General features: G+C 51.3%; 21 protein-coding genes, 1 pseudogene and 1 other annotated feature. Of the genes and pseudogenes, 1 reads left to right on the top strand and 21 read right to left on the bottom strand.

Going from position 1 to position 19,476, the window contains the following annotated elements; all coding sequences use genetic code 11:
• Window positions 1-130: 130 nt before the first annotated feature.
• The 17 genes from rplL to ABC395_RS24310 form a co-directional block, all read right to left on the bottom strand.
• Window positions 131-496, bottom strand: coding sequence for a 50S ribosomal protein L7/L12 (gene rplL, locus ABC395_RS24230; protein WP_009674515.1), 366 nt, complete (start codon window positions 494-496; stop codon window positions 131-133).
• A gap of 45 nt (window positions 497-541) precedes the next feature.
• Entirely contained in the window at window positions 542-1,051 is a 510-nt protein-coding gene (gene rplJ / locus ABC395_RS24235; RefSeq protein WP_413006321.1) for a 50S ribosomal protein L10, read from the bottom strand.
• 62 nt (window positions 1,052-1,113) lie between these two features.
• Window positions 1,114-1,263: a sequence feature (ribosomal protein L10 leader region), on the bottom strand.
• Window positions 1,264-1,322: 59 nt separating this feature from the next.
• Window positions 1,323-2,015, bottom strand: coding sequence for a 50S ribosomal protein L1 (gene rplA, locus ABC395_RS24240; RefSeq protein ID WP_009674490.1), 693 nt, complete (start codon window positions 2,013-2,015; stop codon window positions 1,323-1,325).
• A gap of 77 nt (window positions 2,016-2,092) precedes the next feature.
• Window positions 2,093-2,518, bottom strand: coding sequence for a 50S ribosomal protein L11 (rplK, locus tag ABC395_RS24245; RefSeq protein ID WP_103998020.1), 426 nt, complete (start codon window positions 2,516-2,518; stop codon window positions 2,093-2,095).
• Window positions 2,519-2,697: 179 nt separating this feature from the next.
• Window positions 2,698-3,231, bottom strand: coding sequence for a transcription termination/antitermination protein NusG (gene nusG / locus ABC395_RS24250; RefSeq protein WP_009674510.1), 534 nt, complete (start codon window positions 3,229-3,231; stop codon window positions 2,698-2,700).
• Between the two features lie 22 nt (window positions 3,232-3,253).
• On the bottom strand, window positions 3,254-3,466 hold the full coding sequence (secE, locus tag ABC395_RS24255) for a preprotein translocase subunit SecE (RefSeq protein WP_103998021.1): 213 nt from the start codon (window positions 3,464-3,466) through the stop codon (window positions 3,254-3,256).
• 18 nt (window positions 3,467-3,484) lie between these two features.
• Window positions 3,485-3,634, bottom strand: a complete 150-nt coding sequence (gene rpmG / locus ABC395_RS24260) for a 50S ribosomal protein L33 (protein WP_082211310.1) — start codon at window positions 3,632-3,634, stop codon at window positions 3,485-3,487.
• 254 nt (window positions 3,635-3,888) lie between these two features.
• Window positions 3,889-4,533 (bottom strand): RNA polymerase sporulation sigma factor SigH, encoded by a 645-nt coding sequence (sigH, locus tag ABC395_RS24265; protein WP_009674492.1) that lies wholly within the window; start codon window positions 4,531-4,533, stop codon window positions 3,889-3,891.
• Between the two features lie 130 nt (window positions 4,534-4,663).
• A complete protein-coding gene (locus ABC395_RS24270; RefSeq protein ID WP_413006322.1) occupies window positions 4,664-5,176 on the bottom strand; it encodes an NYN domain-containing protein in 513 nt (170 codons plus the stop codon).
• Window positions 5,177-5,182: 6 nt separating this feature from the next.
• Window positions 5,183-5,920 carry a 23S rRNA (guanosine(2251)-2'-O)-methyltransferase RlmB gene (gene rlmB / locus ABC395_RS24275; RefSeq protein WP_413006323.1) on the bottom strand — a complete coding sequence of 246 codons (738 nt, stop codon included), beginning with the start codon at window positions 5,918-5,920 and terminating at the stop codon, window positions 5,183-5,185.
• 26 nt (window positions 5,921-5,946) lie between these two features.
• Window positions 5,947-6,546, bottom strand: a complete 600-nt coding sequence (locus tag ABC395_RS24280; RefSeq protein ID WP_413006324.1) for a Mini-ribonuclease 3 — start codon at window positions 6,544-6,546, stop codon at window positions 5,947-5,949.
• On the bottom strand, window positions 6,531-7,928 hold the full coding sequence (gene cysS / locus ABC395_RS24285) for a cysteine--tRNA ligase (RefSeq protein ID WP_413006325.1): 1,398 nt from the start codon (window positions 7,926-7,928) through the stop codon (window positions 6,531-6,533). Before cysS ends, ABC395_RS24280 begins: the two co-directional genes overlap by 16 nt.
• Window positions 7,909-8,580, bottom strand: coding sequence for a serine O-acetyltransferase (gene cysE, locus ABC395_RS24290; RefSeq protein ID WP_413006326.1), 672 nt, complete (start codon window positions 8,578-8,580; stop codon window positions 7,909-7,911). Before cysE ends, cysS begins: the two co-directional genes overlap by 20 nt.
• 376 nt (window positions 8,581-8,956) lie before the next feature.
• Entirely contained in the window at window positions 8,957-10,411 is a 1,455-nt protein-coding gene (gltX, locus tag ABC395_RS24295; protein WP_413006327.1) for a glutamate--tRNA ligase, read from the bottom strand.
• A gap of 51 nt (window positions 10,412-10,462) precedes the next feature.
• Entirely contained in the window at window positions 10,463-10,948 is a 486-nt protein-coding gene (gene ispF / locus ABC395_RS24300; RefSeq protein WP_103998026.1) for a 2-C-methyl-D-erythritol 2,4-cyclodiphosphate synthase, read from the bottom strand.
• A gap of 4 nt (window positions 10,949-10,952) precedes the next feature.
• Complete coding sequence (ispD, locus tag ABC395_RS24305) at window positions 10,953-11,654, bottom strand: 2-C-methyl-D-erythritol 4-phosphate cytidylyltransferase (protein WP_413006328.1); 702 nt, start codon at window positions 11,652-11,654, stop codon at window positions 10,953-10,955.
• Between the two features lie 100 nt (window positions 11,655-11,754).
• Window positions 11,755-12,798, bottom strand: a complete 1,044-nt coding sequence (locus tag ABC395_RS24310; protein WP_413006329.1) for a PIN/TRAM domain-containing protein — start codon at window positions 12,796-12,798, stop codon at window positions 11,755-11,757.
• 163 nt (window positions 12,799-12,961) lie between these two features.
• Here ABC395_RS24310 and ABC395_RS24315 point away from each other — a divergent pair.
• Window positions 12,962-13,358 (top strand): annotated as a pseudogene (locus tag ABC395_RS24315) (DUF1573 domain-containing protein).
• A 118-nt stretch (window positions 13,359-13,476) separates the two neighbouring features.
• Here ABC395_RS24315 and pssA read toward each other — a convergent pair.
• The 4 genes from pssA to clpC all read right to left on the bottom strand — a co-directional run bounded on the left by pssA (window position 13,477) and on the right by clpC (window position 19,469).
• Complete coding sequence (gene pssA / locus ABC395_RS24320) at window positions 13,477-14,223, bottom strand: CDP-diacylglycerol--serine O-phosphatidyltransferase (RefSeq protein WP_413006330.1); 747 nt, start codon at window positions 14,221-14,223, stop codon at window positions 13,477-13,479.
• Between the two features lie 86 nt (window positions 14,224-14,309).
• Window positions 14,310-15,389: a DNA integrity scanning diadenylate cyclase DisA gene (gene disA / locus ABC395_RS24325; RefSeq protein ID WP_042235469.1), complete on the bottom strand. Its 1,080-nt coding sequence runs from the start codon at window positions 15,387-15,389 to the stop codon at window positions 14,310-14,312.
• A 107-nt stretch (window positions 15,390-15,496) separates the two neighbouring features.
• Window positions 15,497-16,864, bottom strand: a complete 1,368-nt coding sequence (gene radA, locus ABC395_RS24330; protein WP_413006331.1) for a DNA repair protein RadA — start codon at window positions 16,862-16,864, stop codon at window positions 15,497-15,499.
• 157 nt (window positions 16,865-17,021) lie between these two features.
• Complete coding sequence (clpC, locus tag ABC395_RS24335; RefSeq protein ID WP_413006332.1) at window positions 17,022-19,469, bottom strand: ATP-dependent protease ATP-binding subunit ClpC; 2,448 nt, start codon at window positions 19,467-19,469, stop codon at window positions 17,022-17,024.
• Window positions 19,470-19,476 lie beyond the last annotated feature (7 nt).

The following is a 19,476-nucleotide window of genomic DNA, read 5'->3' on the forward strand; positions in this document are numbered from 1 at the left end:
CAAGTCACTTTTCCTATCCTAGAATACCCGGAATTATGAAGCTCTACATAAACAGCATGCAAAAAGCTTTATAAATTCAAAAGAAACCTCTTGAAGCCAGGCTTCAAGAGGTTTCTCGTGTAAAGCAAAATTATTTCACTTCGATGGAAGCGCCAGCTTCTTCGAGTTTTGCTTTTACTGCTTCTGCTTCTTCTTTGCCTACTTTTTCTTTGATAGGCTTCGGTGCGTTGTCAACCAGGTCTTTTGCTTCTTTCAGACCAAGACCAGTGATTTCGCGAACAACTTTGATAACGTTGATTTTGGAAGCACCAGCGTTGTTAAGGATTACGTCGAATTCGGATTGCTCAGCTGCTTCAGCACCGCCAGCAGCGCCGCCCATTACTGCAACTGGAGCTGCAGCAGTGACGCCAAATTCTTCTTCGATTGCTTTAACCAGATCGTTCAGTTCAAGAACTGTCATGCCTTTAATGGCTTCCAAGATTTGCTCGTTACTCATGGTTAAACCTCCATTATATTCATTCGAATGATTTTTGGGTAAAAATTAAGCTTCCGCTCCGCTTTCTTGCTTTTCAGCCACAGCTTTAACCGCAAGAGCGAAGTTGCGTACAGGTGCTTGAAGCACGCTGAGGAGCATGGACAGAAGACCTTCGCGGGAAGGCAGATCAGCCAGTGCTTTGATTTGAGTTACATCCACAACTTTACCTTCAACAACGCCCGCTTTAATGCTCAGGCTTTCGTTTTTCTTGGAAAAGTTGTTAAGGATTTTTGCTGCAGCGACAACGTCGTCTTTGCTGAACGCGATAGCAGTCGGACCTGTCAGATGTGCATCCAGTTCCGTCAGCTCAGCGTTAGCAGTTGCACGTCTTACCATCGAGTTCTTAAGAACTTGGAATTCTACGCCTGCTTCACGTAGTTGTTTACGAAGTTCCGTTACTTGCGCAACGTTAAGTCCACGATAGTCGGTTACGATTGTGCAGGAGCTTGCACGTAGTTTGTCCGACAAGTCGGATACGATCTGCTCTTTTTCTGCTAAAATCTTTGCGTTTGCCATAGGTACACCTCACTTCTTGTCAATCTGGTTTTCACCGAATCTATTGCAAGCATTTCCGCAGCCTAAGCATAAGAAATGCCTTCGTAGACTCTACGAAGGCATGACACTTCCGGTATAACCCGAACTTATATCATAACACCTCGGCAGGACATTAAGCTGTTTGGGATGCTCCCATCGGCACCTGCTGTCTACGGTCTATATATTCGTTTGTTAAACTAACGACCTCAGTTATGTTATCACGTTCGACATAAGATGTCAACCGTAAAATAACTTATCTGAAGGATTGAAGGTTCACGCGAACGCTCGGGCCCATTGTGGAGGAAATTGCAACGCTCTTCAGGTATACACCTTTAGCAGCGGCAGGTTTCGCTCTGAGCAGTGCGTCGATCAGCGCTTTGAAGTTCTCGGAGAGCTTGTCAGCGTCGAAAGATACTTTGCCGAGTGGAGCATGAATTTGTCCTGCTTTATCCAGGCGGTATTCGATTTTACCAGCTTTGATCTCTTGAACAGCTTTGGTAACGTCGAAAGTTACGGTACCTGCTTTAGGGTTAGGCATAAGGCCTTTACCACCGAGCAGACGTCCGAGCTTACCAACTTCACTCATCATGTCAGGAGTAGCTACGCAAACATCGAATTCGAACCAACCTTGCTGGATTTTGTTGATCATATCTTGATCGCCTACAAAATCAGCGCCAGCTGCTTCTGCTTCTTTAGCTTTGTCGCCTTTCGCGAATACGAGGACGCGCTTAGTTTTACCAGTACCGTGCGGAAGTACAACTACGCCGCGGACAGCCTGGTCCTGTTTTCTTGGGTCAACGCCAAGACGAACAGCAATATCAACTGTTTCATCAAATTTCGCCGGAGCTGTTTTCTTAACAAGCTCAATCGCTTCAGCCGGCTCATAAAGTGCGTCGGCAGTAACCTGCTTAGCCACTTCGTTATATTTCTTACCGTGTTTAGCCATTTGTATTCCTCCTCTGTGGTCGTAACGGATTGCCCTCCCACTGTTTTGCGGCTTCCCGGGGAAGCCTACGAATCGAATTAGTCTTCGATCGTGATGCCCATGCTGCGAGCAGTACCTTCAACCATCAGCATTGCAGCCTCTACGGATGCAGCGTTAAGGTCAGGCATTTTCGTTTCAGCGATTTCGCGAACTTTCGCACGCTTAACCGTTGCAACTTTCTTCTTGTTCGGTTCACCGGAACCTTTTTCGACACCAGCTGCGATACGAAGAAGTACGGCTGCCGGAGGCGTTTTCGTTTCGAATGTGAACGAACGGTCCTCGAATACAGTGATAACAACCGGAATGATCAGACCCGCTTGATCAGCAGTCTTAGCATTGAACTCCTTACAGAAAGCCATAATGTTCACGCCAGCTTGACCCAGAGCAGGACCGATTGGCGGAGCCGGATTCGCTTTCCCTGCAGGAACCTGCAGTTTCACCATTTTAATTACCTTTTTTGCCATGTGTGATGACACCTCCTTGCACGTAGTGTGGTTCGACGGGATCATTTCCCTCCCACCAGCAAAAGCCCATCCGCGAAAGAAACAGATCTGGCTAAGCTTTTCTTAAGGAACCAGCCAGAATCAGCAACCTGATTCCGCAAGAGAAACTTCCTCAATAGAGGGATTTGAATCGATGCAGTCTACAGTTTCTCCACCTGATGGAACTCAAGCTCCAGCGGAGTCTCTCGACCAAACATGTTGACATGAACCTTGAGCTTGCTCTTGTCTGCAATAATTTCTTCGACAGTGCCGACGAAATTCGCAAAAGGACCTACCTTCACGCGAACCGTTTCCTTCAGATCGAAATCGATCTTCGGTTTCGGTTCTTCCATTCCCATATGCTTCAGAATAGATTCGACTTCTTCCGGAAGCAGCGGAGTCGGTTTAGAGCCGGAACCCGTCGAGCCTACAAAACCGGTTACGCCAGGCGTGTTGCGGACAACATACCAGGAATCGTCGGTTTGAATCATCTCTACGAGCACGTATCCGGGATAAACTTTACGCATGACGGTTTTCTTCTTGCCGTCTTTGTTTACCAGCTCTTCCTCCATGGGTACGAGTACGCGGAAGATCTTGTCCGCCATATCCATAGATTCAACGCGCTTCTCCAAATTGGCTTTGACTTTGTTCTCGTAACCTGAATAGGTATGAACGACATACCATCTTTTTTCCATATTTGCCACCTAGTTCCTGAATTTATTTGAAGACAAGCCGCAGCAACTCAGAGATCCCCAGGTCGAGCAAGAAAAAATAGACAGTCACGAAAGCCACCGTTACAAGGGTCACGGTCGTATAGCTGATCATTTCCTTGCGTGTTGGCCACTTGACCTTCTTCAGTTCGCTCCAGCTTTCAGTAAAAAACGAGAACGAGGAGCCGAAACCCTGCTTCATTTTAGCTAAGAAAGCCACGCACTACACCTCCACAGACTATCTGGTTTCGCGATGAGCGGTATGTTCATTGCAATATTTGCAGAATTTCTTGAACTCCATACGGTCTGGATGGTTACGCTTGTTCTTGTTGGAAGTATAGTTCCGTTGCTTGCAGTTTGTACAAGCTAGCGTCATAACAACTCGCATGTGTTACACCTCCCGTATCAAGATATACCCTTTTTTGCGCACAAAAAAAAGCGATAGGGCTACCTGCAATACTTTAACATAACCGGTATGGGGTGTCAAGGATAACATCCTGCCCCGCGCACAGCAAAAAACCCTTTCTCGACCCGGGTTCTCTCCTCATTATCGACCAGCCGACATTCCCTTAAACATACGTTATTTCCATCATCGTCCGGCGGCAAAAATAAAAACACCCATTCACCGAAAGGGTGCCTCATCTATAAATCGCGTACTTCCAAGTATCGTTCCAGCTTACGTTTGACCCGCTGCAGCGCGTTGTCGATCGACTTCACGTGACGGTCCAGATCTACCGCAATCTCCTGATAAGATCTTCCATCCAAATAGAGCATAAGCACACGGCGTTCCAGATCGCTCAGAATCTCGCCCATCTTGTCTTCGAGTCCGCTGAATTCTTCCTGATTGATAATCAGTTCTTCAGGGTCCGTAACCTTCGAGCCGCAAATAACATCCAGCAGCGTACGGTCCGAATCCTCGTCGTAGATAGGCTTGTCCAGCGAAACGTAAGAGTTAAGCGGGATATGCTTCTGGCGGGTCGCCGTTTTAATAGCCGTAATGATCTGCCGCGTAATGCACAACTCTGCAAACGCTTTGAATGACGATAGCTTGTCTCCACGGAAATCACGAATCGATTTATATAAACCGATCATGCCTTCTTGCACGATATCTTCGCGGTCAGCGCCGATGAGAAAATACGAACGGGCTTTAGCGCGTACAAAATTGCGATACTTGTTGATCAGATACTCCAGCGCGTCGCTGTTGCCGCAATGGACAGCGTCGACGATGTCTTCGTCAGTCTTGAGATCGTAATCGGTCATTCTAAGCTCTTTGAGGTCGACACTCACCAACAATCCCTCCGGCCTGCAAAACTACCAATTTTGCTAAAAAAGGATAGGATAAGTATACATTATGTAATCTTACATCGTCAATGCAAACGGACATTCTTTTTCCAGACTTTTTCAAATGTGTCTGATGTTACTTTCCCCGTCTCCATTTCTCGAAGATCTCCCGCATTTCCTCATTTAGCTTGCTGTCAAAGGTGTTTCGGCCGCTCTCGGCCTCTTCCCGGATACGTTTGCGGACCTCCGTGCGGCTCTGTTTGATTTTGACGAAAAGTTCGGAAGCCGGAAGACGGAGCGCGCCTTTGCCGAATATCACATGCTGCTCGGTCATATCGGAGGTCGCCACGTAAATTTGACGGCGCCGGCCGGTCAGTTCGGTAACGAGACGCTCGATCAGTTCGTCGGCCGTTTCCTTCTCTTTCGTATATAGAACGCTGAGTCTGCTCTGCACGTAAGTTTTGCCAAGTCCCGGAACCTGATACGCGTCAAAAACAAGATATACCTTTATGCCCGAGAAAGACTGATATTCCGCCATTATGGTGATGAGCCTGTCTCTCGCCTCTTCCAGACTGCGGTCGCGCAGCTGCTTCAGTTCGGGCCAGGCCCCGATGATATTGTAGCCGTCCACAATCAGGAATTCTTTCATACGAGGTTATCCCGTCGTACGTTGTCTGACTACCTCGTACATCAATACTCCGGCGGCTACGGATGCATTGAGCGAATTCACCCGTCCGTGCATCGGCAGCTTTACGAGAAAGTCGCAAGATTCCTTGATCAGGCGACCGACTCCGCGGCCTTCGTTGCCGATGACCAGAGCCAGCGGCATTTTAAAGTTGCTGCGGTAGACGTCTTCGGCCGCAGTCACGTCCGTGCCCGCTACCCAGACACCGCGTTCTTTCAGATCGCCGATAGTCTGGGAAATATTCGTCACGCGGGCTACGGGCACATATTCCACCGCTCCGGCCGATGTCTTCGAGACGGTTGCGGTCAAGCCGACGGAGCGCCGCTTGGGAATGATGACGCCATGCACGCCGGTGCAGTCCGCCGTACGGAGAATGGATCCGAGGTTATGCGGATCCTCGATCTCGTCGAGGATCAGAATGAACGGATCCTCTCCTTTGCGTTCGGCGCGGGCCAGAATGTCGTCCACGCTGACGTAGTCATACGCCGCCACCTGGGCGACGACGCCCTGGTGCTGTAAATCCGGAGCAAGCTGATCGAGCTTGCGCTTGTCGGCCGTCTGCACGATGACGCCGAGCTTCTTGGCTTCCGCGGCAACGGGCTGGGCCAGCTGCTTCTGGGCGGACTCGCTCAGCCATATTTTATGAATGGTGCGGCCGGAGCGCAGCGCTTCGAGCACCGAGTGTTTACCGCCGATGTATTCTTCCATGGTCGTGCCTCCTACAATGAATTCTGCTAAAGTTTGTTTGCATCGGACGGCGCCTGCAGATCCGGAACGGTTTCAGACGTCTCCGTATCTCCGGAAACGCCGGCTTGAACTTTTCCGGTGACGGTGTCCGTTCCGCCGGGTTGATTCGGGGCTGTGCCCGCTTCGGACTCCGAAACCGTCAAAGCCGTAATTTCCTCCGGCGCCAGCGAAGCTTCCATGATATAGTTCAGGCGTTCATACGCCTGCTTATAATACAAATAGCCGATCAGGGATTCGAATGCGGTGCTGTGCCGGTATTCCAGCACATCCGCGTTTTTGGCCGTCGAGCCGGATTTGGCGTTGCGGCCGCGTTTAACGATGTTCGCTTCTTCCTCCGTAAGGAGAGGAAGAAGCGCCTGCAGAGCTTTCGACTGCGCTTTGGCCGATACGTAGCGCGTAGCCGTCCGGTGCAGGTGATTGGGGCGCTGGCTCGGCATGGAAATGACGTATTGACGGATGAACATCTCGTATACGGCATCCCCCACGTAAGCCAGGACCAGCGGGTTAAGCAGTTCCGGCTTCTGGGAAGGCGGGTACCGGAACAACTGCGGGGCCAACTTGTCGGGAAGATTCATTTCCGGCGCCAACGGATCCCCTGCGGCGTATCTTCGAGATAGATGCCCTTCTCGGTAAGCAGATCGCGGATTTCATCGGCGCGCGCCCAGTTTTTCGCCCGTCTCGCCTCATTGCGCTCTTCGATCAGTCCCTCGACTTCCTCGTCCAGCAGTTCATCCTCTTCTTTTGCCAGGATGCCGAGTACGGAATCGAAGTTGCGGAAGCGTCCCATAATCAGTCTGAGCGTAGCCGCGGATACCCGCTCCTGCTGCAGTACGCGATTAGCTTCCGTGACGAGATCGAAAACGGCGGTAATCGCGTCCGGAGTGTTGAAATCGTCGTCCATTTTCGAAATAAACTGGGCTTCGATTTCTTTCACGCGCGCCTCCACCTGATCGTCCAGCGCATCTTCCTGGGCGATGCCGAGCCGGTGCTTCAGGTTGGTCACACAATTCTGGATACGGTCCAGTCCGTTGCCCGCCTGTGTCAACCCGTCTTCACTGAAATTAAGCGGATTCCGGTAATGGGAGGACAGCATGAAGAAGCGGAGCGTTTCCGGCTTGATCTTTTTGGCGATCTCACGGATCAGCACTCCGTTACCGAGGGATTTGGACATTTTTTCGTTATCGATATTGAGAAATTCGTTGTGCAGCCAGTATTTCGCCATCGGCTTGCCGGTAATCGCTTCCGTCTGGGCAATTTCGCACTCATGGTGCGGGAACGTCAAATCGACGCCGCCTCCGTGAATGTCGATGGACTCTCCCAGGTATTTGTGCACCAGAGCGGAGCACTCGATGTGCCACCCCGGACGCCCGTTGCCCCAAGGACTGGACCAGAACACTTCGCCCGGTTTCGCCGCTTTCCAAAGAACGAAATCCTGCGGATTTTCCTTCCGCTCATCCACCTCGATGCGGATACCGTATTGAAGCTCATCCAGATTCTGATGCGACAGCTTGCCGTATTCCTTAAAACGGGAGGTCCGGTAGTACACATCTCCGCCGTTTTCGTAAGCGAAGCCCTGCTGGACCAGCGAATTAATGAAGGTGATGATGATCTCCATGTTGTCCGTTACCCGCGGATGAATCGTGGCCGGCTCGATGCGGAGTGTTTTCATATCTTCCATATAGGCGGCGATAAAACGGTCGGCCAGCTCCTGGACGGTCTCCCCCGTCTCTTCCGCTTTGCGGATCAGCTTATCGTCCACGTCCGTAAAGTTTACCACGTAGGTCACTTCGTAACCGACATAGGTTAAATAGCGGCGGACGACATCGAAGAAAATCGCCGGGCGTCCGTTGCCGATATGAATATAGTTATATACGGTCGGGCCGCACACGTACATTTTCACCTTGCCCGGTTCAAGAGGTTTAAATTCTTCTTTTTCTCTTGTCATCGTATTAAACATTCTGAGTGTCATGCTCCCTAACGCCTCCATTCTTGATCTTCTCTTCTTCTAATTGTTCCCTTAATTCGTCGATTTGCACCTGTAAAGTGCGGCAAAGATCAAGTACAGGATCGGGCACGTTGCCGTGATCCAGCCGGTTGACCCGGATTCCGTCCCTTTTCACAATCTTTCCGGGAATGCCTACTACCGTAGAGTTCGCGGGAACTTCCTTAAGCACGACCGCATTAGCCCCGATCATCGCGTTGTCTCCCACTTTGAAGGAACCCAGTATCTTGGCCCCCGAGGAGATAACCACCTTACTGCCGATCGTCGGATGCCTCTTGCCTTTTTCTTTTCCCGTTCCGCCGAGGGTGACACCCTGATAAAGAATAACGTCATTGCCGATTTCACACGTTTCGCCAATCACTACCCCCATCCCGTGATCAATAAACAGCCTTTCGCCGATTGTGGCTCCCGGGTGGATTTCTATGCCTGTCATAAAGCGGCTGAACTGCGAGATGATACGTGCCGCCGCAAACAGCTTGCGGATGTAGAGCCAGTGAGCAATCCGGTGCGCCCAAATGGCATGGAGCCCGGAATAAGTAAACACAACTTCGAACCAGCTTCGGGCGGCAGGATCATTATCGAAGACGGCTTTTATATCAGAACGTATGGTTTTCCACAAGGTTCATCACCTTCTTATTCGTTTCTGGGATGCTTAGCTCCTACCAACTGCTCCTGGCAAAAAAATCAAAAAGCCCCCGCAGCCCTAAGGCTGCAGAGGCGTATAATCGCGGTTCCACTCTGCTTGGTGACTGTGAAGTCTCCCAACTCTGCGCTGTTAACGGGTACGATCCGGCTGAACCTACAAATGGACAAGCCATCATTCGGCGCAGCAGCTCACAGGTGCATTTCCTCATAACGGGATCGGATAACTTTCAGCCTTGCGGGGTTGCCGCTCGGTTATCCTCTCTGGAGATTCCGTCTTATGGGTACTCTCCTGTTCGGCGCTGTTCACAAACGTATAAAGTTGGTATCAGTATAGCTCAAAAGAGACAGCTTTACAATAAGGCGCGGAGCCGTTCCTGCACTTTTTCGCGGCCCAGCAGATGGATGGTCATGTTCAGGTCTCTTCCGTGCATCTGTCCCGTTAAAGCTACGCGGATGGACATAAAGAGCTGCTTACCCTTATAGCCGGTTTCCGCCTGCACGGCTTTGAGCAGCTTCTGCACATTTTCCGGCGCCAGGCTGTCGGCCCCTTCCACCTGCTTCAAGAAGCTTTGCACCACGGCCGGCACATGTTCTTCGGCAAGCAGCGCGGACGCTTCATCGTCGAAAGCCAGCTTTTCCCGGAAAAACAGCTCGGCGAGATCAACGATCTCCGCAGCGTAACGAAGCTGCTCTTGATACAAGCCGACGAGTTCGGCCGCCCAGCGCTGCTGGTCTTCCGACAGCTCCGCAGGTAGAAGTCCCGCTTTCTGAAGGTGCGGAATAGCCAGAGCGGCGATTCTGTCAAGCGGCGCCTGTTTGATGTAATGATTGTTCATCCAGTTGAGCTTGTCCATATCGAACACGGCCGGGCTTTTGGAAACACGGTCCAGGTCGAATTGTTCCACAAGCTCTTCCAGTGTGAACATCTCCACCTCGCCTCCGGGAGACCAGCCCAGCAAAGCGATGAAATTCACTACCGCTTCCGGCAGGTAACCCAATTCGCTGTACTGCTGTACGAATTGAATGATGGATTCGTCGCGCTTGCTCATTTTTTTGCGGTCCGGGTTGAGGATCAGCGAAAGATGCGCAAAATCCGGTACCGGCAGGCCAAGTGCCTCGTACAGCATGATCTGGCGCGGTGTATTCGTCAGATGCTCTTCGCCCCGGATGACGAGGGAGATTTTCATCAGATGGTCGTCCAGTACAACAGCAAAGTTGTAGGTCGGAATTCCGTCGGGACGGACGATGATAAAGTCGCCGATTCCGTTCGTTTCGAATTCGACCTCTTCGCGCACTTTATCTTTAAAAGCGATTATCTTATCCTTCGGTACGTGGAACCGGATAGAAGGCTTGCGTCCTTCCGATTCGAACTCCGCCTTCTGCTCGGCGGTCAGGTGGCGGCATCTTCCCGAATACTGCGGAGTTTCTCCGCGCGCTTCCTGCTCTTCCCGTTCGCGCTCGAGCTCCTGCTCGGTGCAGTAGCAGTGATACGCGTTCCCCTCGTTCAGCAGCTGATCGATAAACGGCTGGTACAGGCCCAGACGTTCCATCTGACGGTAAGGAGCATACGGCCCGCCGATATCGACCGATTCATCCCAATTCAGTCCCAGCCAGCTTAAGCCGTCCAGCTGATTTTGTACGCCGGACTCGACATGGCGGGTCTGGTCTGTATCTTCGAAGCGGACCACGAATTGGCCGCCGTTTTTACGGGCAAGCAAATAATCGAATAAAGCGGTACGGGCTCCACCGATATGAAGATGTCCGGTCGGACTCGGTGCGTAACGTACGCGGAGTGGGGTACTCATGGTATTAGCCTCTCTTCCGTTTTCCCTTGCGGGATCCTTTGAAATAATAATTTATGATAGCACACCTTTTATCAAACAAACAACCGACTGCGCCGCTATTCCTTCGCCTCTTCCGGTAAAGCCGAGCTGCTCCGTAGTGGTCGCTTTTACATTCACCTGCTCCAGTTCCGCATCCAGCGCCCGGGCAATAATTTCCGCCATTTGTGGAATATACGGAGCCATTTTGGGCTTCTGTGCGATGATGGTGGAGTCCACGTTGCCGAGCCGGTAACCGCGTTCTCTGGCCAGGGACCAGACCCGCTTCAGCAGCACCAGGCTGTCCGCATCCTTGAATTCGGCAGCCGTATCCGGGAAATGCTTGCCGATATCGCCCAAACCCAGCGCGCCCAGGATCGCGTCCGTAATCGCGTGAAGCAGCACATCCGCATCCGAATGTCCCAGCAGTCCCTTCTCATACGGAATCGTAACGCCTCCGATAATACATGGGCGGCCCTCCGCCAACTGATGCACATCAAATCCTTGTCCTACTCGAATCATCCGTCTATTCTCCTCTCCTGTTGCCTAACAACCATTCCGCCCATGGCAGATCTTCGGGGGTGGTGATTTTAATATTCGCATAGTCCCCTTCGACGACATGCACCGTATGCCCCGCCCGTTCAACGAGCATGGCATCGTCCGTGCCGAGAAATCCGTCTCGGGCCGCCTCCTCATGCGCTTCCTTTAAAAGAGAAAACCGAAAAGCCTGCGGCGTTTGGATCGCCCACAAGCTTTTACGGTCGGGTGTGGACATGATCTGGCCATCCTCACTCACGACCTTGATCGTGTCTTTAACGGGAACGGCGAGCACCGCCGCACCGGTATCTATGGCTTTGTCCAGACAGGCGCATACCTGCTCTTCGGTAACGAGCGGACGGACACCGTCATGGATGAGCACCCAGCGCGTTTCCGCACCGAGCGCCTCAAGCCCGGACCGGACGGAGTCCTGCCGCTCCGCACCGCCTGCAATGACCCGGCTGACTTTATGCAGCCCGTAGCGGGCGGCATACGATTCGCAGCGCGGGACGTCCGCTTCCCCGGTCACCAGCACGACGGAATCGATGCGGGCGATCTTTTCGAACAACTCCAGCGTATGTACCAAAATCGGCTTGCCCGCCAGTTCCAGATATTGTTTGCTTTCCGCCGTCCGCATTCGTGAACCTCTGCCTGCCGCAACGACGATGACGCCGACTTTATTCACCTGCATACCTCCGGTTACCACCGGGTTTTGCTGCTGCAGCTTTAATTCCTCTGCTGTAACGTGACAAGCTGCAGCCCCAGCGAAATACTCTCCCTATGATAACCCTTTATTGCGCTTTTTCCAAGAGCTTGGGCTTCGCGAAGATCATTCGCCCCGCCGACGTTTGAAGGACACTGGTTACCATTACTTCAAGCAGGGAGCCGATAAAGTCTCGTCCGCCTTCCACGACAATCATGGTTCCGTCATCCAGATACGCTACTCCTTGCCCATGCTCTTTGCCGTCCTTGATGACCTGGACCAGAATCTCTTCGCCGGGAAGGACCACCGGTTTTACGGCATTCGCCAGGTCGTTGATGTTCAGAACGGATACACCCTGGAGCTCACAAACCTTGTTCAAGTTATAATCGTTGGTGATTACTTTGCCTTGGAGCACCTTCGCGAGCCGGATAAGTTTGCTGTCCACCTCGGAAATTTCTTCGAAGTCGCCTTCATAGATAAGAACTTTCACGTCAAGTTCCTTCTGAATCTTATTTAAAATATCCAATCCGCGCCTGCCGCGGTTACGCTTGAGCAAATCGGAGGAATCGGCGATATGCTGAAGCTCCTCAAGGACAAATTCCGGAATAACCAGCGTCCCTTCAATAAATCCGGTTTTGCAGATATCCGCAATCCGTCCGTCTATAATCACGCTCGTATCAAGAATCTTGTGTTCCTCCGGCATTTTTCCTTTGCCGCTTCCGCCGTCTTTCCGACTCAGAAGCTCGGAGATTTCCTCGCTCTTGCTATAGCCGATCCGGCCGCCCATGACGGCCAGAAGAACGGTAGCCGTACCGGCCAACAGCACATGAACCCGTTCAAGCACCGGGAATACGAGCACTGCCGCAAGCAGTCCCGCGATCATACCGAATGCCGCCGGAAGAAGATCGGAAGCGGGCATTTGCGACAAGCTGTTTTCTCCACGCTGCATCAGTCTTAAAATAAGGCCCATGCCTATCCATGACACGATAAACATCCCGACAAAACCCGCTCCGGCCGCCGTGTAATCCGCAACCGCTCCACCGTTGATTCCCGATAATTGAATAATGGCATCACTCCACCCGTAACCGAGTGCACCACCTAAGACGGCAATAATCCATTGAATCCATTTCATCTTACGGATTCACCTCCATCATCCAAAGTAAGAGGATTCCTTTCCCCTGTTACAAGTATGTTCCAAATGTTGGATGGTTAAACACGCGGAAGGTGTCAGATTGCCTCTCTATCCTAATTTCTATATAATGAGATGGAGACGAAACTAAAATGAGGTGCATGAGATGAGTGCCCTGTCCCTGAAAGATTTCCAGGAACAAGTTGGTGAACTGCTGCTTCGCCATCGCAGCCTGCTTGATGTATTGTCCAAATTTCAACAATCCAATGCCGGTGTGAACCGCTCTGTCATCAAATCGATTACCGAATGCGGCTGTATTGAAGTCAATGCCAAGAAACAGGAGTACTCTTCCGAAATGACATTGGATCAAGCTAAAATCGAGACTGCAAACCCATTTGGAAGGCGAGCTGTGCGAACACTGCATGGAAGCTATTTCCACCGAAATCGGGAAGCACCTTTTTTATCTTTCCGCTCTGAGCAACCTTCTTGATGTAAACTTGGAAAAAGTACTCGAAGACGAATCGAAAAAATGCTCGACACTCGGATTTTTCAATATGTCTTAGATAGAAGAAAAAAAGCATGTATTCTCCTCCGCAGCCCGGATGAAAATAGATGCTTTTTTTGTACACCGTCATATATATTCGCGAAAAAAAACAGGAAGCTTAAGCTCCCTGCTCTTTTTTATAGATGAGTTTTGGAATTCGCCAGATCTTCGGTCGTTTCCATGCTTTTGTGCTTTCTGCGGCGAAGAACGAAGAGGCGATCAACGTTTTTTTTTAAGCCATAAAGCGCGTAGATCACAAGCGGTATGAAAATCATTTTGGAAATGAACGATGGTTTGCTGATTCCGATAATAACCGCAATGATCACGATAATCGGTGTAATCCAGATAGCGGCTTTGGGAATGCCCGCTTTCTTAAAGTTCGGATATTTAACGTTGCTCACCATCAGATAGGAAAGCAGTACTGTGCTGACCAGCAGAACATAGACGTTCAGCTCGGTGTGGAACAATGCCAGCGTTGCAAGTATGCCGCCTGCCGCCGGAATAGGTAAGCCGATAAAGTAACCCGGTGTACCCGCCACCACATTAAAACGTGCCAAACGAAGAGCTCCGCAAATCGGGAATATGGCCGTTACGACCCAGGCTGCCGCGGCAGGGCGGATATCGCCGAATGCGACAACGTACATAATAAACGCCGGTGCTACACCGAACGAAATGACATCCGACAACGAATCCAGTTCCTTACCAAACTCACTCTGTGCGTTGAGCGCACGAGCAACTCGTCCATCCAGACCGTCGAGAAGCATAGCCACGATAACAAGCACGGCAGCCGTATCCGGTCTTTCGTTAAACACGAGAATGATGGCAAGAACGCCTAAAAACAGATTCCCAACAGTAAACAAGCTAGGAAGCGATTTGGTTATCATATTAGTTTAGTCCACCTCTAAGTATACTGTACCCCATTAAAACAACGTGATCCAACCCATATTTATACTTTATGATTGTATGCAATTTAAATATGCCTGTCAATTAATACTTGCTCCTGAATTCTTCGCAGTCCTTCTTTGATCGCTCTTGCCCGGACCTCCCCGATTCCGTCTACCTCATCCAATTCTTCGATCGTCGCTACCGTGATATGAGGCAGATGACCGAATTTTTCCACCAGATTACTGATAATGATGGAAGGAAGCCGCGGGATTTTATTGAGTACCCGGAACCCTCTTGGAGAAACGAGTTCCTCCGATACGGCGTTGGTGTGCGGATAGCCGAGCAGCCGGATAATATGGTGCGGATCAAGCAGTTCTTCGGAAGAAAGGCGTTTGAGCCCCAGCAAAATATCTTTGATCTTCTCTTCGCTGAGTTCCCGGACATAATCCTTCAGAAGCAGACGCACTTCCAGCTCCGTATTGCCGACCAGTTCTTCGAGCTGCATGGAAATCAGGCGTCCTTCGGTTCCAAGCTCCGTGATGTATCTGTTGAGCTCGTTCTTGATACGAAGCACCATTTCCACCCGTTGAATGGCATTGGTGACGTCATGCAGAGTCACAAGCTCTTCGAACTCGGAAGCACCCAGATTGATCAAGGATTGATCCAGTTCCGTCTTGTATCGTTCCATCGTCTGGATCGCCTGATTCGCCTTGGTCAGAATAACTCCGATATCCTTGAGTGAATACCGCAAGTTTCCCTGATACAAGGTAATAATGTTCCGTCTCTGAGAAATAGACACCACCAGTTTGTTCGTCTGCTTGGCAACCCGCTCGGCCGTACGGTGCCGGATCCCCGTCTCGGTCGATGGAATCGAAGAGTTCGGAATCAATTGGGTATTCGCATATAAAATTTTCTTGGCATCTTCGTTTAAAATGATGGCTCCGTCCATTTTGGCCAATTCATACAAGTAGTTTGGCGTAAAATCGCAGTCGATGGAAAACCCGCCGTCCACGATTTCCATGACTTCCGGAGTGCATCCGACGACAATCAAGGCTCCCGTCTTGGCACGAAGCACGTTCTCGAGCCCATCGCGGAAAGGCGTACCCGGAGCGACCAGCTGGAGCAGTTGGCTCATGACGTCTCGTTTAGTTTCTTCTTTGCTCATGTTAATCCTCCTGAAGCATTTCCGTTCTGTTAGCCGAGCGTCTTCACGCTAGCCTTGTTTTCAATAGATCCGTCTTGCAAGGGGCCGGGCGAACCCGGCTGCATCGATTAGTCCAATGCCGCTTTTAAAGCCTCGGACACCGTGCTTACACCGATCACTTCGATGCCTTTTGGAGGCGTCCAGCCCTTAAGGCTTTTTTCGGGCATGATGACACGCCGGAAGCCGAGCTTCTGCGCTTCCTTGACCCGCTGATCGATACGCGATACGCCGCGGACCTCTCCCGTGAGCCCGATCTCACCGAACACGGCGTCATAAGCCTGCGTCGGCTGCTCTTTGAAGCTGGAGGCGATGCTTATCGCCACGGCCAGATCGACAGCCGGCTCATCGAGCTTGACTCCGCCGGCTACATTCAAGTAAGCGTCCTGGCTTTGAAGGAACAGACCGACCCGTTTCTCCAAGACCGCCATAATGAGCGACAGCCGGTTATGGTCGATTCCCGTAGCCATTCTGCGCGGAGACGGGAAGTTGGTTGACGAGACGAGCGCCTGAATCTCAACCAGGACCGGTCTCGTTCCTTCCATGCTGGCGACGACTGTCGATCCGGCCACGCCAAGCGGGCGCTCGGACAGGAAAAGCTCCGACGGATTGCTCACTTCGGCCAACCCGGTCTCGCGCATTTCAAAAATGCCGATTTCGTTCGTTGAACCGAACCGGTTTTTAACCGCACGCAACACGCGGTAAGTGTGATGCCGTTCCCCTTCAAAATAAAGCACGCAGTCCACCATGTGCTCAAGCAGGCGCGGTCCGGCAATAGCGCCTTCCTTGGTTACATGGCCCACGAGAACCGTCGCTATATTCTTAAGCTTAGCTATGCGCATGAAATGGCTTGTGCATTCACGCACTTGGGAAACGGTTCCCGGGGCGGAGGATACGCTTGGGTGATAGACGGTTTGAATGGAATCGATGACCAGAAAATCCGGCTGGACCTCCTGGATCGCCTCTTCCACCACTTCCATATTCGTTTCGCAGAGCACGTAAAGATTCGGCGAAACGGCATCAAGCCGGTCCGCGCGAAGTTTCGTCTGACGAATCGATTCCTCGCCTGAGATGTATAGAACCTTCCGCCCCTCTTTCGTTAACGAGTGCGAGGTTTGCAGGAGCAGCGTTGATTTCCCTATGCCGGGATCTCCCCCGACCAGAATGAGCGAACCGGGTACGAAGCCGCCGCCCAAAACGCGGTTAAGCTCCCCGTTGTCCGTAAGCACACGCTGCTCTACGCTGCTTTCTATGTTTATGATCGGAGTCGGTTTTTCTTTCGTCCGCAGAAAAGAAGAATTCATTCCCTGCGTTTTGACAACCGTCTCTACTTCTTCGGCAAAGCTGTTCCACGCTCCGCAGCCGGGACATTTGCCGAGCCACTTCGGGGTTTCATACCCGCACTGCTGGCAGATGAATTTCGTTTTCGTTTTACTCATGGCGCGAAGTTCCCCTTCTCTTTCTACGCGTAAAACGGGCAAACCGTTCCAGCGTCATTCAAAGTTTACCATTTTTGCGAATGCTATGAAAGTACTTGGCAAAAGAAAAAGCATTTTGCGGTACAGCTGCATACCGCAAAATGCTTGATTATATGACTTACTTGGACTGCGTCATCGCTTCTTCGTTCCGAAGCACAACAAGTTCGCCGTCCTTTTCGTCTATAGTAAGGGAGTCGCCCTTGGAAATGCTTCCTTTGAGGAGTTCCTCGGAGAGTCGGTCCTCAATGTGTTTCTGGATCGCCCTGCGAAGCGGTCTTGCTCCGTAGCTCGGATCAAAGCCTTCCTTCGCCAAGAAGTTCTTTGCGTTATCGGTGAGGATAAAGTCAACTTCCTGTTCTTTCAGACGTCTGCGGAGCTCATCGGCCATCAGGCTGACAATTTCAGCAATGTGCTTCTCGTCGAGAGAGTGGAAGACGATAATCTCGTCGATCCGGTTCAGGAACTCGGGACGGAAGCTTTTCTTCAGCTCGTTCATTACTTTGTCCTTCATGTTGTTGTAATCTTTACCGGAATCTTGGACAGCCGTAAAGCCGAGAGTCGAATTTTTCTTGATCGTATCGGCGCCCACATTGGACGTCATAATGATCAAAGTGTTGCGGAAGTCAACGGTACGGCCCTTGGAGTCGGTCAGGCGTCCGTCTTCCAGTACTTGCAGAAGGATATTGAACACTTCCGGATGTGCTTTCTCGATTTCATCGAGCAGGACAACGGAATAAGGCTTGCGGCGTACTTTTTCGGTCAATTGGCCGCCTTCTTCGTAGCCTACATATCCCGGAGGCGCTCCTACGAGACGGGACGTCGAGTGTTTCTCCATGTATTCGGACATATCAATGCGGATAACGGCATTTTCGTCTCCGAACAGGGATTCCGCCAAAGCGCGGGCAAGCTCGGTTTTACCTACACCGGTCGGACCCAGGAAGATAAAGGAGCCCATCGGACGCTTCGGATCCTTCAGACCGGCTCTTGCACGGCGGATTGCGCGGCTGACCGCTTTAACCGCTTCTTCCTGACCGATTACGCGGTTATGAAGAATATCTTCCATTTTAAGAAGACGCTCGGTTTCCTCTTCGGCCAATTTACGAACCGGAATCCCGGTCCAGCTCGCTACAACTTGGGCGATGTCGTCCGGAGTAACCTCCGTATCCATACGTCCCTGCTTTTCTTTCCAATCGTTCTTCGTGCTGTCGAGTTCTTCGCGCAGCTTCTGCTCCGTATCACGCAGAGAAGCGGCTTTCTCGAACTCTTGGCTTTGAACAGCCGCGTCTTTCTCTTTGCGGATGTTTTCGAGCTTCTGTTCCAGCTCTTTCAAGCTAGGCGGTACCGTGTAAGAGTGAAGCCTTACTTTCGAACTCGCTTCATCGATTAAGTCGATCGCTTTATCAGGCAGGAAACGGTCAGGAATATACCGGTCTGACAGCTTGACGGCTTCCTCGATAGCTTCATCGGTAATTTTCACCCGGTGATGCGCTTCGTAGCGGTCACGCAGTCCGTGAAGGATCTGGATCGCTTCTTCCGGAGTCGGCTGATCTACCGTAATCGGCTGGAAGCGGCGCTCCAGAGCGGCATCCTTCTCGATATATTTGCGATATTCATCCAACGTAGTGGCCCCGATGCACTGCAGTTCGCCGCGAGCCAAGGCCGGCTTCAGAATGTTGGAAGCATCGATCGCGCCCTCTGCACCGCCTGCACCGATCAAAGTATGCAGCTCATCAATGAAGAGAATGATGTTCCCCGCCTGGCGGATTTCATCCATAATTTTCTTCAGTCGGTCTTCAAATTCACCACGGTATTTGGTGCCTGCCACGACGGAACCCATATCGAGTGTCATGACACGCTTATCTTTTAACGTTTCCGGAATTTCATTGTTAATGATCTTTTGAGCAAGGCCCTCGGCAATGGCCGTTTTACCTACACCAGGCTCCCCGATCAGAACCGGGTTGTTTTTGGTACGGCGGCTGAGAACCTGAATAACACGCTCGATTTCTTTGGAACGTCCGATAACCGGATCCAGGTTGCCTTCCTTGGCGATAGCCGTCAGGTCTCTCGCAAGACTGTCCAGCGTAGGCGTGTTGACGTTGTTGCCGCTGCCGTGATTGCTCGAAACAACTTCGCTGCTTCCGAGAAGCTGCAGAACTTGCTGGCGGGCTTTGTTTAACGAAATACCCAGGTTGTTCAGCACACGTGCCGCAACCCCTTCGCCTTCACGGATCAGACCGAGCAGGATATGCTCCGTACCTACGTATGTGTGGCCAAGCTTTCTGGCTTCGTCCATCGAAAGTTCAATGACCTTTTTGGCACGCGGTGTGTAAGCGATATTGGAGGGCTGCTCTTGTCCGCGGCCGATTAAAGATTCGACCTCATCCTGAATTTTTTCAAGTCCGAGTCCGAGAGCCACCAGCGCTTTAGCCGCAATACCTTCGCCTTCGCGAATCAGGCCCAGCAGGATATGCTCCGTACCTATATTGTTGTGACCCAGGCGTACTGCTTCTTCCTGTGCAAGGGAAAGAACTTTCTGTGCACGTTCCGTAAATCTTCCAAACATCATACTTAGC

Source organism: Paenibacillus canaveralius, from assembly GCF_047238265.1.
Lineage (GTDB): Bacteria > Bacillota > Bacilli > Paenibacillales > NBRC-103111 > Paenibacillus_F.